The 14415-nt window shown below is 69.0% G+C and carries 10 protein-coding genes; all 10 read left to right on the top strand.

Features of this window, described 5'->3' with window-relative positions; all coding sequences use genetic code 11:
• Positions 1-20 precede the first annotated feature (20 nt).
• The 10 genes from purB to ABD679_RS04250 all read left to right on the top strand — a co-directional run bounded on the left by purB (position 21) and on the right by ABD679_RS04250 (position 14385).
• Complete coding sequence (gene purB, locus ABD679_RS04295) at positions 21-1391, top strand: adenylosuccinate lyase (RefSeq protein ID WP_344758721.1); 1371 nt, start codon at positions 21-23, stop codon at positions 1389-1391.
• Between the two features lie 99 nt (positions 1392-1490).
• Positions 1491-2915 (top strand): Tle-like phospholipase domain-containing protein, encoded by a 1425-nt coding sequence (locus tag ABD679_RS04290; protein WP_344758720.1) that lies wholly within the window; start codon positions 1491-1493, stop codon positions 2913-2915.
• A 214-nt stretch (positions 2916-3129) separates the two neighbouring features.
• Entirely contained in the window at positions 3130-3948 is an 819-nt protein-coding gene (locus ABD679_RS04285; RefSeq protein ID WP_344758719.1) for an ankyrin repeat domain-containing protein, read from the top strand.
• A gap of 90 nt (positions 3949-4038) precedes the next feature.
• Positions 4039-5244: a ribosomal protein uL16 3-hydroxylase gene (locus ABD679_RS04280; RefSeq protein ID WP_344758718.1), complete on the top strand. Its 1206-nt coding sequence runs from the start codon at positions 4039-4041 to the stop codon at positions 5242-5244.
• Entirely contained in the window at positions 5241-6182 is a 942-nt protein-coding gene (locus ABD679_RS04275) for a GNAT family N-acetyltransferase (RefSeq protein ID WP_344758717.1), read from the top strand. The genes ABD679_RS04280 and ABD679_RS04275 overlap by 4 nt, the downstream gene beginning before the upstream one ends.
• 158 nt (positions 6183-6340) lie before the next feature.
• The gene (locus ABD679_RS04270; protein ID WP_344758716.1) at positions 6341-9166 is read left to right on the top strand and encodes a 2-oxoglutarate dehydrogenase E1 component; all 2826 of its coding nucleotides are present in this window, start codon (positions 6341-6343) and stop codon (positions 9164-9166) included.
• 45 nt (positions 9167-9211) lie between these two features.
• Entirely contained in the window at positions 9212-10456 is a 1245-nt protein-coding gene (gene sucB, locus ABD679_RS04265) for a dihydrolipoyllysine-residue succinyltransferase (RefSeq protein ID WP_344758715.1), read from the top strand.
• Between the two features lie 123 nt (positions 10457-10579).
• A complete protein-coding gene (gene lpdA / locus ABD679_RS04260; protein ID WP_344758714.1) occupies positions 10580-12022 on the top strand; it encodes a dihydrolipoyl dehydrogenase in 1443 nt (480 codons plus the stop codon).
• 205 nt (positions 12023-12227) lie between these two features.
• A complete protein-coding gene (locus ABD679_RS04255; protein WP_344758713.1) occupies positions 12228-12821 on the top strand; it encodes an LOG family protein in 594 nt (197 codons plus the stop codon).
• A 322-nt stretch (positions 12822-13143) separates the two neighbouring features.
• The gene (locus ABD679_RS04250; RefSeq protein WP_344758712.1) at positions 13144-14385 is read left to right on the top strand and encodes a TCR/Tet family MFS transporter; all 1242 of its coding nucleotides are present in this window, start codon (positions 13144-13146) and stop codon (positions 14383-14385) included.
• The last annotated feature ends 30 nt before the right edge of the window (positions 14386-14415 follow it).

Below are 14415 nucleotides of genomic sequence, written 5' to 3'. Positions count from 1 at the left end.
TCCCGCACCGCACCCCCGCCATGTCCACCGAATCGCAATTGCTCGCCCTGTCCCCGCTCGACGGCCGCTACGCCGGCAAGGTGGATGCCCTGCGGCCGATCTTCTCCGAGTACGGCCTGCTCAGGGCCCGGGTCCGGGTCGAGGTGGAATGGCTGCTGGCGCTGGCCGCCGAGCCCGGCATCGCCGAGCTCGCGCCCTTCGGCGACGCCGCCGCCGCGCGCCTGCGTGCGCTGGCCGAAGGTTTCTCCGTCGCCGACGCCGCCCGGGTCAAGGAGATCGAGCGCACCACCAACCATGACGTCAAGGCGGTCGAGTACTTCATCAAAGAGCGCCTGAAGGACGACGCCGAGCTCGGCCCGGCGCTGGAATTCGTCCACTTCGCCTGCACCAGCGAGGACATCAACAACCTGTCCTACGCGCTGATGCTCAACCAGGCCCGGCGCGAGGTGCTGCTGCCGAAGCTCGACGAGGTTATCGAAGCCCTGCGCGCGATGGCGCACGAACACGCCGCGCTTCCGATGCTTTCGCGTACCCACGGCCAGACCGCCTCGCCCACCACGGTCGGCAAGGAGATCGCCAACGTCGTCGCCCGCCTGCGGCGCCAGGGCGAACAACTGGCGGCGGTATCGCTCACCGGCAAGATCAACGGCGCGGTCGGCAACTACAACGCCCACGTCGCCGCGTATCCGGACGTGGACTGGCCGGCGTTCGCGCGCCGCTTCGTGGAGTCCCTGGACCTGGACTTCAACCCGTACACCACCCAGATCGAGCCGCACGACTGCGTCGCCGAGACCTGCGACGCGCAACGCCGCATCGATACCATCTGCATCGACCTGTGCCGCGATATCTGGGGCTACATCTCGCTCGGCTACTTCAAACAGGCGGTCAAGGCCGGCGAAGTCGGCAGCTCGACCATGCCGCACAAGGTCAACCCGATCGACTTCGAGAACGCCGAGGGCAACTTCGGCATCGCCAGCGCGCTGCTGGACCATTTTTCGACCAAGCTGCCGGTCAGCCGCTGGCAGCGCGACCTCACCGACTCTACCGTGCTGCGCGCCCTGGGCACCGCCTTCGGCCACGCCCTGATCGGCTACGACGCGCTGCTGCGCGGCTTGGGCAAGCTCTCGACCAACCCCGGGCGCCTGGCCGCCGATCTCGACGCCGCCTGGGAGGTGCTGGCCGAGGCCGTGCAGACCGTCATGCGCCGCCACGGCCTGCCCAATCCCTACGAACAGCTCAAGGCCCTGACCCGTGGCCAGGGCATCAACGAGGCCTCGATGCGCGGATTCATCGACTCGCTGGACCTTCCCGAGGACGAGAAACAGCGGCTGCTGGCGCTGACGCCGGGCGGTTACACCGGCCTGGCCGACCGGCTGGCCAGCGACATCTGAGTCGCGGCGCCCGGCGAAGCGCCTAGGGTCAGCCCCAATGGCACGCCGGCCGGCACTCCGTTATCAAAGGGGGCATCCAACGCCAGCCGGAGTGCGGCCATGTCCACCATTCTCGACAGCATCAGGCAATCGGCCCAGACGGTGATGCAGGCGGTCGCACCGCCGCCGCCACCGCCGCCACGGCAGTCGCCCGAGGAGATCCAGGCCAAGGTCGACGCCTCCACTTCCGACCCCAAGCAGCGCGAACTGCTGACCCGGGGCTACACGCAGGCCCAGGAAAAAGGCGACGGCGCGCTCTGGAAGCAGACCGACGATCTCGCCACGCTCTACCACGACCGCGAGGTCCTGCAGCTCAGCCGCTCGCTCGGCGCCAACGACGCCGCGCCCGACGGCTGGCACAAGGCCAGCGCGGCCGAGCTGAAGCAATACGGCATCACCTCCTCGCAGCTGCACCCGCAAGGGTCTGGCTTCAACGCCGAGCTGTTCATTCCCGACCCGGCCGTCTACGGCAAGGATGCGCAGCCGGTGCTGGCGTTCGAAGGCACCGACTTCGGCGACGTCCAGGACGTCAACGCCGACGTCGCGCAGGCGATGGGCAACCCGGAGGAGTACTACGAGCGCGCGATGAGCCTGGCCACCACGGTCAGCGAACACAGCGATGGCAACGTCATCTACAGCGGCCACTCGCTGGGCGGCGGCCTCGCCACCGCCGCGGCGCAGGTCACCGGCGGACAGGGGATCGTCTCCAACCCGGCCGGCGTGCATTCAGACACCACCTCCCGCTTCCTCTCCGAACGCGGATTGACGCCACCGGCCGATGCCGACGCCGGCATCACCACCTACGCGGTCGACGGCGACCTGCTGACCACGCTGCAGCGCGACACGCAGGGGCTGACGTCGCGCAACGCCGACGCGCTGGCCACCGACCTCAACCTCGGCGTGGCCATCTACAACCACTACACCGGCAACTCGCTGCCGACCAACGCCAGCGGCGACCAGCTGCGCGACCTGCCCGATGCCGCCGGTACCGTCGTCACCCTCGACGCCACCAACAAGGATGGCAGCGCCCGGCCCGACGTGATCCCGCTCGAGGACATCCTCGCCGACATCAACAGCACCGCCGACAAGCTCAGCCTGCCCGGCGTGGCGGCCGAGAAGACCGGCGGCTTCTTCGGCAAGCTCGGCGACATCGTCGATGGCGCGACGGACTGGCTCGGCGACCGCCTCGCGGACGCGGACAAGTACCTGCCCGGCGACGTGCTGAAGAACATGGGCGGCGGCATCAAGACCGTCGGCGACGTGGTCGACAACATCGGCGAATTCGCGCGCGCCAGCGGCAAGAGCATCGAGGAGGTCAACCGCGACCTGGCGGTGGTGATCGCCGCCGGCAAGCAGGGCCTGTCCGGCGACGTGCGCGACACCTTCGGCGAGATGATCGATCGCCACAGCTTCGGCGTGCTCGACGCCTCGCTGGGCACCGAGGTCGGCAGCCGCGAGGACGCCCTGGAGGCCGAACTGGGCTGACGCGCTGCCGTCACCCTGCCACCGCTGCGTGCATCCCGCGCCGGTACTCCGGCCACGTGACGCAGGGGCTGGCGTATCCTCCGGACGGACACCCGCATGCCGTCCGCGCGCGCTTATGATGAAGACGATGTGGCTGGTCCTTGCCCTGTGCGCACTCGCGGCCTGCCGCGGGCCGGACGCCGCCGCACCCGCTCCCTCCACCCAAGGATCCAAGGTGTCCCAGACACTCGACATCGAACGGCATTTCAGCGGACCCGAACTGGCCCTGGCACGCGCCGCGGCTGCGGGGGACGCGGCTGAAGTCCGGCGGCTCGTCCGCGAGGAGCACGCCGATCCGAATGCGGTGTCGCCCGGTGGCCTGCCGCTGGTCGCCTGGCCGGTGCTGCAGGGCAACGTCGACGGCGTGGCCGCCCTGCTCGACAACGGCGCCGATCCCGACCGCGAAGTGCCCGCCGCGGGCCACGCCATCGTCTGGGCCGCGAAAGCGCCCGATCCGCGCCTGCTGCAGGCTTTCCTCGACCATGGTGGCAAGGTCGACGGCAGCAACGCCGACGGCGAGCCGCTGACGATGGTCGCCGCACTCGCCGGGGAGTGGGACAACGTCAAGTTGCTGGTCGAACGCGGTGCCGACGTCAACGCGACCGCGCACGGCATGCCCGGCGACACCCTCCTTGGCCATTACAGCGCCGGCCGCTTCGACAAGGCGCTGTGGCTGCTGGAGCACGGCGCCGACCCCGGCTACACGATCGAAGCCGCACCCGTTGCCGAACGCATCGGCGCGCAGCCCGTCGTCGAGAACATCTACTGGTGGCCGGTGCAGGCCGGCCGCTACCCGCAGCTGGCGCAGGCGCAGCAACGCTGCCAGGCGCTGCTGGCCGCGCGCGGCTTCCCGGCGCCTGCCGAACCGTCCCACCTGGCGCGCCTGCGCGCATCCCAGGGCAGCGATGGCGGGCAATCCGGGCCGCCGCGCGACATCGACACCGAAATCCGCGACCGCGAGGCCGAACTCGGGCGCAGTCTGGACGACGGCTGACCCTCGTCGTCACGCGGCGGGACCACCCTGCCGAAGCGACATTCATCCGGTTGGCGCGACAATGGCGGCAGACGACCACCGGACCCGCCCATGGCACGCTCCCGCGCCCAGCTCCCCATCGAAGTCGAAGGCTCCGCAACGCAGCCGCTGGGCATGCCCGCGGCCGATTTCCTGCGCGATTACTGGCAGAAGAAGCCGCTGCTGATCCGCAATGCCTTCCCCGGCTTCGTTTCGCCCATCGAACCCGAGGACCTGGCCGGCCTGGCCTGCGAGGACACGGCCCTGTCCCGGCTCATCCAGCACGACCGCGGACGCGACGCCTGGAAGGTGCGCCACGGGCCCTTCCGCGAGGAGGAGTTCCCCGGCCTGGGCGACCGCGACTGGACCCTGCTCGTGCAGGACGTCGACAAGTGGGATGCCGACATCGCCGCCCTGCTGCCGAAGTTCGATTTCCTGCCGCGCTGGCGCATCGACGACGTGATGGTCAGCTTCGCCGCGACCGGCGGATCGGTCGGCGCGCACGTCGACCAGTACGACGTGTTCCTGCTGCAGGCGCAGGGCCACCGGCGCTGGCAGATCGACGCCGGCGACGCGCCGCCGCTGCACTTCCGCAAGGACGTTGAGATCAAGCTGCTGCAGCGCTTCAACCCGACCCACGACTGGATCCTGGCCCCCGGCGACATGCTCTACCTGCCGCCCGGCGTGCCCCACCATGGCATCGCCGAGGACCCGTGCCTGACCTATTCGGTCGGCATGCGCGCGCCCGCGGCGGTGGAACTGCTGGGCGATTTCGTCGACGCGCTGGCTGCCGAGACCGACGACGGCCCGCGCTACGTCGATCCGGACCTCGCCCCGGCCAAGGATGCGCACGAGATCGACGGCGCGGCGATGCAGCGCGTGGCCGCCGCGCTCGACGCGCTGCGCACCGACGATCCGGAACGGCTGGGTGACTGGTTCGGCCGCTTCATCACCCTGTACCGCAGCGCCGGCCAAGCCATGCCCGGCGACGACGCGCGCTCGCGGATCGAGATCGAGTGGGACCTGCAGCAGGGCCACGTCCTGCACCGCCACCCGTGGACGCGCATGGCCTGGCGCCGTGCCGGCAGGGGTGCGCGGCTGTATGCGGCGGGCCAGGCCCATGCCCTGCCCGTGCGCGACGCCCGCGCCATCGCCGCCGCGCCCACGCTCGACGGCGCCGCCTACGCACAGCTTTCCGACAGTGGCCGCGACGCGGTCTACGACCTGCTCCAGGGCGGCCACTACCACCTCGTCGAACCGGAGGACGATCCGCAGTGAACACCATCGCTGCCACGCGCGGGCCGTTCCGCGTCGAAGCGGTCGAGTTCGCGAATGCCGCCGAAGACCTGCTCGCGGTGCGCGAGCAGGTCTTCGTGGTGGAACAGAACGTCCCCGTCGAGGAAGAACGCGACGCACTCGATCCGCGCTGCGCGCACGTGATTGCCCGCGACCGCGCCGGCGAGCCGGTCGGCACCGGCCGGCTCGTGCCGCCTCCGGATGAGAGCGCCCCCGCCCGCATCGGCCGCATGGCCGTGCTGCGCGACTGGCGCGGCGCGGGCGTCGGCGACGCGATGCTGCACGCCCTGCTGCGACTGGCACGCGGGCACGGCTGGAGCGACATCGCCCTCAACGCACAGGTGTCGGCGCAGGCGTTCTATGCGCGCCACGGCTTCGTGCCGGTCGGCGAGCGCTTCATGGAAGCCGGCATCGAGCACCAGGCGCTGCGCCGCCGCATCGACCGGCCGCAGGCGATCGACGACCGCGATGCAGCCGTTGCCGTCACCGCGGCGATCATCGGCCAGGCCCGCCACGGCCTGCATGTCTACAGCCGCGAACTGGACCCTGGCCTGCTCGACGCGCCGCGCGTACTCGAGGCCATGCGCGCGCTGTGCACCCGCGGCGATGGCGTCCAGGTACAGGTGCTGCTGCAGGATGCCGCCGCGCCGCAGCGCGCATTGGCGCCGCTGCTGGCGCTGGCCCAGCGCCTGCCCAGCGCGATCGCGTTCCGCGAGGTCGCCGACCCGGTCGACCACAAATATCCGTCCGCCTACCTGGCCAACGACGACGGCGGCTACTACTTCCGCCCGCTCGGCCACCGCCTGGAGGGCGAAGCCGAAACCGGCGCCGCGGGCCGCGCGCGCCAGCTCGCGGAGCACTTCCGGCCGGTCTGGGAACGCGCACGTCCCTGCACCGAATACCGCGCACTGGGACTCTGACGATGACCGCAGGGGAAACACGCCGTCCCGCGGCATGATGCACTGCGGCACGCCCAGCGGCTATAATTGAAGTTCTTTCCCGCGCCACTCCACGGGCCTGCGAAAATCCCGTCGAATCAGGCGTTTGCCCCTTCCTCTTCGAGCCCAATACGCCAGACGTGGACAGTCTCCTGAAGCAGTTTGCGCAGTCCTCCCAGCTCGGCTCCAATGCCGCCTACATCGAGGACCTGTACGAGCAGTACCTGGTCACCCCGGACAGCGTGGGGCCGCAGTGGAAGGCGTGGTTCGACGGATTCAGGGGCCGCGAGGCCGGCGACGTCCCCCACTCCGCCATCATCGAAAGCGTCGCCGCCGCCGGCCGCCAGGCCGCCCGCGGCGTCGTTGCATCAGGCACCGGCGACGAGCGCGAGCGCCACATCGGTCGCCTGATCACGGCCTACCGCTCGCGCGGCCACCTGGGTGCGAACCTCGACCCGCTGGCGATGCAGGACAAGCCGGAGGCGCCCGACCTGGGCCTCGCCTTCCACCGCCTGTCCGAGAGCGACCTGTCCTCGGAATTCAGCACCGGCGGCGTCGGCGGCAACGCGCGGATGAAGCTGGGCGACCTGCTCGCACGCCTCAAGGCCACCTATACCGGCCCGATCGGCGCCGAGTTCATGCACATCACCGACGCCGAGCAGCGCCGCTGGATCTACGAGCGGCTGGAAGCGGCCGGCGGCGATTTCAAGCGCACCGACGACGAAAAGCGCCGCATCCTCGAGCGCCTGACGGCGGCCGAGGGCCTGGAGCGCTACCTGCACACCAAGTACGTCGGCCAGAAGCGCTTTTCGCTGGAAGGCGGCGATTCGATGATCCCGCTGCTCGACGACATGGTCCGCCGCGCCGGCGTGGACGGGGTCAAGGACATCGTCATCGGCATGGCCCACCGCGGCCGCCTCAACGTGCTGGTCAACACGCTCGGCAAGTCGCCGCGCAAGCTGTTCGACGAGTTCGAGGGCAAGTTCGACCACGCCGGGGACGACCGCGCCCACACCGGCGACGTGAAGTACCACATGGGCTTCTCCGCCGACATCCACACGCCCGGCGGCCCGGTGCACCTGGCGCTGGCCTTCAATCCCTCGCACCTGGAAATCGTCGACCCGGTGGTCGCCGGTTCCGTGCGCTCGCGCCAGCACCGCCGCGGCGATACCGAGCGCAAGCAGGTGCTGCCAATCCTGCTGCACGGCGATGCCGCGTTCGCGGGCCAGGGCGTGGTGATGGAGCTGTTCCAGATGTCGCAGGCACGCGGCTTCCGCGTCGGCGGCACGGTGCACATCGTCATCAACAACCAGGTCGGCTTCACCACCAGCGCCGCCGAGGATGCGCGCTCCACGCTGTACTGCACCGACGTGGCCAAGATGGTCGGCGCGCCAGTGCTGCACGTGAACGGCGACGACCCGGAAGCCGTGGTGTTCTGCGCGGAGCTGGCATTCGACTTCCGCCAGCGTTTCGGCAAGGACGTGGTCATCGACCTGGTCTGCTATCGCCGCCACGGCCACAACGAGGCCGACGAGCCGGCCGCGACCCAGCCGCTGATGTACAAGACCATCCGCGCGCACAAGACCACCCGCGAGCTTTATGCCGACCGCCTGGCGGCCGACGGCGTGATCGCCGGCGACGACGCGCAGGCGCTGGTCGACGGCTACCGCAACAAGCTCGATGCGGGCGAAGTCACCACCGAGCTGGCCGAGGTGAAGCCCGACGAATTCACCATCGACTGGTCGCAGTACCTGTCGGGCAAGCTGTCCGACCCGGTGGACACCACGGTCAAGCGCGCCACGCTCGACAAGCTGGCCAAGGTGATCAACACCGTCCCCGACGACATCGTGCTGCATCCGCGCGTGGCCAAGATCTACGACGACCGCCGCAAGATGGCCGCAGGCGAACAGCCCGGCGACTGGGGCTTCGCCGAAAACCTCGCCTACGCCACCCTGCTCGACGAAGGCCACAAGCTGCGCCTGGTCGGACAGGACAGCGGCCGCGGCACCTTCTTCCACCGCCACGCGGTGCTGCACGACCAGAAGAGCGACACCCATTACCTGCCGCTGCAGCAGCTGGTGAAGAACCCCGAGGACGCCATCATCATCGACTCGCTGCTCAGCGAGGAAGCGGTGATGGCCTTCGAATACGGCTACGCCACCGCCGACCCGGACACGCTCGACATCTGGGAAGGCCAGTTCGGCGACTTCGCCAACGGCGCGCAGGTGGTGATCGACCAGTTCATCAGCTCCGGCGAGGCCAAGTGGAACCGCCTGTGCGGGATGGCGCTGTTCCTGCCGCACGGCTACGAGGGCCAGGGCCCGGAGCACAGCTCCGCACGCCTCGAGCGTTTCCTGCAGCTGTGCGCGCTGGACAACATGCTGGTCTGCGTGCCGACCACGCCGGCGCAGGCCTTCCACATGATCCGCCGCCAGCTGTGCATGGACACCCGCAAGCCGCTGGTGGTGATGACGCCCAAGTCGCTGCTGCGCCACAAGCTGGCGGTGTCGTCGCTGGCCGAACTGGCCGATGGGGAGTTCCAGCACCTGATCCCCGACACCACCAGCAGCCCGAAGAAAGCCACGCGCGTGGTGCTGTGCGCGGGCAAGGTCTATTACGACCTGCTCGAGGACATGCAAAAGCGCGGCGCCGACGACGTGGCGCTGATCCGCGTCGAGCAGCTGTACCCGTTCCCGCGCGAACTGCTGGCCGCGCAGCTCAAGCGCTACACCAGGGCCACCGACGTGGTCTGGTGCCAGGAAGAGCCGCACAACCAGGGCGCGTGGTACCAGATCCGCCACCACCTGGTCGCGTGCCTGGCTCCGAAGCAGTCGCTGCACTATGCCGGCCGCCCGCGCTCGCCTGCCCCGGCCGTCGGCCATTTCAACGACCACGTCGCCGAACAGAAGCAACTCGTTGCCGACGCACTGGTCAACCCGCTCGACGGCGAAACCGTCAGCGAATAATCCGCCCCGCCCTCCTTCCACGTTTCCATCAGGACGCCGCCCACCATGGCCACCGAAATCAAAGTCCCGGTCCTTCCCGAATCCGTTTCCGACGCCACCATCGCGTCGTGGCACAAGAAGGTCGGGGATGCGGTCAAGCGCGACGAGAACCTCGTCGATCTCGAAACCGACAAGGTCGTGCTTGAAGTCCCGTCCACCGTCGACGGCGTGATCAAGGAACTCAAGTTCGAGGAAGGCGCCACCGTCACCAGCCAGCAGGTCATCGCGGTGATCGAGGAAGGCGCGGCCGCCGAAGCGCCGAAGGAAGACGCCAAGGCCGACAAGCCCGCCAACGACAAGAAGGCCGACGCCCCGGCGACCACGCCGTCGAAGCCGGCGGCGGGCGCCGAGGAAGTCCAGCCCAAGTCCTCCGCCGGCAAGGGCGGCGCCGCGGCGAAGACCGACGACCTGCCGCCGGGCGCACGTTTCACCGCGACGAAGGAAGGCATCGACCCGTCGCAGGTCGAAGGCACCGGCCGTCGCGGCGCGGTGACCAAGGAAGACCTGGTCAACTACGCCAGCGGCAAGACCGCGGGCGTCTCCGGCGGCGCGCGTCCGGAAGAGCGCGTGCCGATGACCCGCATCCGCAAGCGCATCGCCGAGCGCCTGATGCAGTCGAAGGAGTCGATCGCGATGCTGACCTCGTTCAACGAGGTCAACCTGGCCAACGTCATGGCGATGCGCAAGCAGCTGCAGGACGATTTCATGAAGGCCAACGGCATCAAGCTCGGCTTCATGAGCTTCTTCGCCAAGGCCGCGGCCAACGCGCTGGCCAAGTACCCGGCAGTCAACGCCTCGGTCGACGGCGAGGACATCATCTATCACGGCTACGCCGACATCTCGATCGCGGTTTCCACCGACCGCGGCCTGGTCACCCCGGTGCTGCGCAACGTCGAGCGCATGTCCTTTGCCGACGTCGAAAAGGGCATCGACGGCTACGCCAGGGCCGCGCGCGAGGGCGGGCTGAAGCTCGAGGACCTGCAGGGCGGCACGTTCACCATCACCAACGGCGGCACCTTCGGCTCGCTGATGTCGACGCCGATCGTCAACCCGCCGCAGTCGGCGATCCTCGGGATGCACACGATCAAGGAGCGCGCCATCGTCGAGAACGGCCAGGTCGTCGCCGCGCCGATGATGTACATCGCGCTGAGCTACGACCACCGCATCATCGACGGCAAGGACGCGGTGCTGTTCCTGGTGGACATCAAGAACCAGCTCGAGAATCCGCACCGGATGCTGCTCGGCATGTAACTTTCCCCTTCCCCTTCAAGGGGAAGGTCGGGATGGGGATGGGTTTCCCCATCGACGCCGCGAGGCAACCATCCCCCTAGCCCTCCCCTTGAAGGAGAGGGAACCAGGAACAAGGACCACGCAATGAGCGAACAACAGCAATTCGACGTCATCGTCATCGGTGCCGGCCCCGCCGGCTACCACGCCGCCATCCGCGCCGCGCAGCTGGGCATGAAGACCGCCTGCATCGACGCCGCGCTGGGCAAGGACGGCAAGCCGGCGCTGGGCGGCACCTGCCTGCGCGTGGGCTGCATCCCGTCCAAGGCGCTGCTCGACTCCTCGCGCCAGTACTGGAACATGGGCCACCTGTTCGACCAGCACGGCATCAGCTTCAAGGACGCGAAGATGGACGTGGCGAAGATGGTCGGCCGCAAGGACGCCATCGTGAAGCAGTTCACCGGCGGCATCGCGATGCTGTTCAAGGCCAACAAGGTCACGCCGTTCTACGGCTTCGGCCAGCTGCAGCCGGGCAACGTGGTCAAGGTCAAGCAGCACGACGGCTCCGAGGTCGAACTCAAGGCCGCCAACGTGGTGCTGGCCGCCGGCTCGGATTCGATCGAACTGCCGTTCGCGAAGTTCGACGGCGAATGCATCGTCGACAACGTCGGCGCGCTCGACTTCACCGAAGTGCCCAAGCGCCTGGGCGTGATCGGCGCCGGCGTGATCGGGCTGGAGCTGGGCAGCGTGTGGAAGCGCCTGGGCGCCGAGGTCACGGTGCTCGAGGCCCTGCCCGACTTCCTGGCCGTCGCCGACGCCGAGGTCGCCAAGACCGCCGCGCGCGAGTTCAAGAAGCAGGGCCTGGACATCCGCCTGGGCGCCAAGGTCTCGAAGACCGAGGTCAAGGGCAAGGGCAAGAAGAAGGAAGTGGTCGTCACCTACACCGACAAGAACGGCGAGCAGACGATCACCTTCGACAAGCTGCTGGTCGCTGTCGGCCGTCGCGCCGCGAGCAAGGACCTGCTGGCCGAAGGCACCGGCGTCAAGCTCGACCAGCGCGGCGTGATCGAGGTCGACGAGCACTGCCACACCGGCGTCGACGGCGTCTGGGCCGTGGGCGACTGCGTGCGCGGGCCGATGCTTGCGCACAAGGGCTTCGAGGAAGGCATCGCGGTGGCCGAGCTGATCGCGGGCCTGCCCGGCCACGTCAACTACGACACCATCCCCAACGTGATCTACACCGAGCCGGAAGTGGCCTGGGTCGGCAAGACCGAGCAGCAGCTCAAGGAAGACGGCACGCCGTACAAGACCGGCAGCTTCCCGTTCGCCGCGCTCGGCCGCGCCGTGGCCATGGCAGAACCGGCCGGCTTCGTGAAGGTGATCGCGCACGCCGAAACCGATCGCGTGCTCGGCCTGCACCTGGTCGGCGTGGGCGTCTCCGAACTGGTGCACGAAGGCGTGCTGGCGATGGAGTTCAAGGGCTCCGCCGACGATCTCGCCCGCATCTGCCACGCCCACCCCACCCTGTCCGAGTCGATCCACGACGCGGCGATGGCGGTGGACAAGCGGGCGATCCACAAGGCGAACTAGGGTTCGCCTTGCGCCCACGATTTGCTGCGCAAACCGCGGGCCCCAAAACATGCCGCCATCCCCGCCCCTTCGCGCCTTCGGCGCGAACCGCCCCCAACCTGGGGGCTGGGGCAAAACCTGGACCCTGGATTTCTGATCGCCATCCCCGCGCAGGCGGGGATCCAGTGACTCCAGGCTCCGCACCGATCTTCAAGAACCCTGCCCCATGAAAAGCATCTGCGTCTACTGCGGCTCCAACGCCGGCCTCCGCCCCGCCTATGCCGAACGTGCGAAGGCCCTGGGCGCGCGCATGGCGGCCGATGGGCTGGCCCTGGTCTACGGTGGCGGCAACGTCGGCTTGATGGGCATCGTCGCCGACGCGGTGCTGGAGGGCGGCGGCGAAGTTATCGGCGTGATCCCGCAGCAACTGGTGGACCTGGAAGTCGCGCACCGCGGCGTGACCCGGCTTGAAGTCGTCGGCTCGATGCATGAGCGCAAGGCGCGCATGTTCGACCTGGCCGATGCCTTCGTCGCCCTACCCGGCGGCTTCGGCACGATGGACGAGATGTTCGAGATGCTCACCTGGCGCCAGCTCGGCCTCGGCGAGAAGCCCTGCGCCTTCCTCGACGTCGACGACTTCTACGATCCACTGCTGGCGATGATCGACCGCATGGTCGCCGAACGCTTCCTGCATCCTGACCAGCGCGCCGACCTGTGGCACGGCGACGACATCGACGGACTGTTCGCCTGGCTCGACGGCTACCAGCCCGCGCATGCGCTCAAGTGGCTCGACGCCAAGCGCAGGAGCGGGCTGCGCTGATCCGCGCGGGACTTCCTGCCACGGCCACGCAGCGAAGTGGCAAGACTGTTCCCTTCAATCCCGCGAACCGTGCCGACCCGCACCTTCGCCACGTGAACCCCGCCGCAGGCGCCGCTGGCACGCGCAATCGGCCATCGTGTAACATCGCGCCCCTTGTTCGCCGAGGGGCAGCAACCATGCGGATTGTCGCCAACACCTGAAGCCACGCGCTTCCCCTGCCCCACGGGCCGGGTCCGTTTCCTCCGTCCCGGCCAAGGCCCGGGATCGTCCGTGCATCCGCACTCCGCGCCGGCAAGCCGGCGCACTCCCCGGAAATCATTCCATGTCTCCTGTCGCCTTCCGCGCCAGCAAGGCCGCGATCGCGTTCATCCTCGTCACTGCGATGCTCGACGTGCTGTCGATGGGCATCGTCATCCCCGTCCTGCCAACGCTGATCGAACAGTTCACCGGCTCCAATGCGCGCGCCGGGATCATCAACGGCCTGTTCGTCGCCCTGTGGGCGCTGATGCAGTTCCTCGCCTCGCCGGTGATCGGCTCGCTGTCCGACCAGTACGGTCGGCGGCCGGTGATCCTGATCTCCACCGTCGGCCTGGCCATCGACTACGTGCTCATGGCGGTGGCGCCGGACCTGTGGTGGCTGGCGCTGGGCCGGATCATCGCCGGCGTGACGTCGGCCAGCTTCACCACCGCGTTCGCCTACATGGCCGATATCACCGAGCCCGAACACCGCGCCCGCGGCTACGGGCTGATCGGCGCCGCCTTCAGCGCCGGCTTCGTCGCTGGCCCCTTGCTGGGCGGCGTGCTCGGCGAATGGTCGCCGCGGGCGCCGTTCTGGGCTGCGGCCGGACTCAGCGGCATCGCATTCCTGTACGGCGCCTTGGTACTGCCCGAATCGCTGCCGCAGGAGCGACGCATGGCGTTCTCGTGGAAACGCGCCAACCCGCTGGGCGCCCTGCGCCTGCTGCGTTCGCACCCGGAGCTCACGGGCCTGGCCGGCGTCAACTTCCTGCTGTACTTCGCCCACCACGTGTTTTCGGCGGTGTTCGTGCTCTACGCCGGTTACCGCTATGGCTGGAGCGCATGGCAGGTCGGCGTGCTGCTGGCGATGGTCGGCGTGCTCGACATGCTGGTGCAGGGCCTGCTCGTCGGTCCCGCCGTGAAACGCTTCGGCGACCGCCGGGTGATGATCACCGGGCTGTGCTTCGGCGCCGCCGGTATCGCCTGCATGGGCCTGGCGCCGACCGGGGTGCTGTTCACCCTGGCGATGCTGCCCAACGCCCTGTGGGGGCTGGCGATGCCGACGATCCAGTCGCTGATGACCCAGCGTGTGTCCGAGTCCGAACAGGGCCAGCTGCAGGGTGCGAACAACAGCGTCGGCGCGATCGCCGGCGTGGTGTCGCCGCTGTTCTTCGGCGCGGTGTATGCGGTTTCGGTGGGGCCGGAGGCGTGGTTCCCGCACCCCGGTACCGCGTTCCTGATCGCATCGGCGGTGCTACTCGGCGCGGCGGTCATCGGCTGGCGGGTGGCGCGCCGTGCAGAACTCGCCGCGGCTGCCGCTGCCTGAACGCCATCGCCTTCCAACCCGTGCGCCGAC

The sequence above is a fragment of the Luteimonas lutimaris genome (assembly GCF_039537065.1).
GTDB lineage: Bacteria > Pseudomonadota > Gammaproteobacteria > Xanthomonadales > Xanthomonadaceae > Luteimonas > Luteimonas lutimaris.
Note: the sequence above shows the minus strand (reverse complement) of the source record. Positions and strands in the feature narration are given on the sequence as shown.

Excerpts from the sequence above, each read along its gene's own strand:
- purB (WP_344758721.1), top strand. The coding sequence starts at position 21 with ATGTCCACCGAATCGCAATTGCTCGCCCTGTCCCCGCTCGACGGCCGC.
- ABD679_RS04290 (WP_344758720.1), top strand. The coding sequence starts at position 1,491 with ATGTCCACCATTCTCGACAGCATCAGGCAATCGGCCCAGACGGTGATG.
- ABD679_RS04280 (WP_344758718.1), top strand. The coding sequence starts at position 4,039 with ATGGCACGCTCCCGCGCCCAGCTCCCCATCGAAGTCGAAGGCTCCGCA.
- sucB (WP_344758715.1), top strand. The coding sequence starts at position 9,212 with ATGGCCACCGAAATCAAAGTCCCGGTCCTTCCCGAATCCGTTTCCGAC.
- lpdA (WP_344758714.1), top strand. The coding sequence starts at position 10,580 with ATGAGCGAACAACAGCAATTCGACGTCATCGTCATCGGTGCCGGCCCC.
- ABD679_RS04255 (WP_344758713.1), top strand. The coding sequence starts at position 12,228 with ATGAAAAGCATCTGCGTCTACTGCGGCTCCAACGCCGGCCTCCGCCCC.
- ABD679_RS04250 (WP_344758712.1), top strand. The coding sequence starts at position 13,144 with ATGTCTCCTGTCGCCTTCCGCGCCAGCAAGGCCGCGATCGCGTTCATC.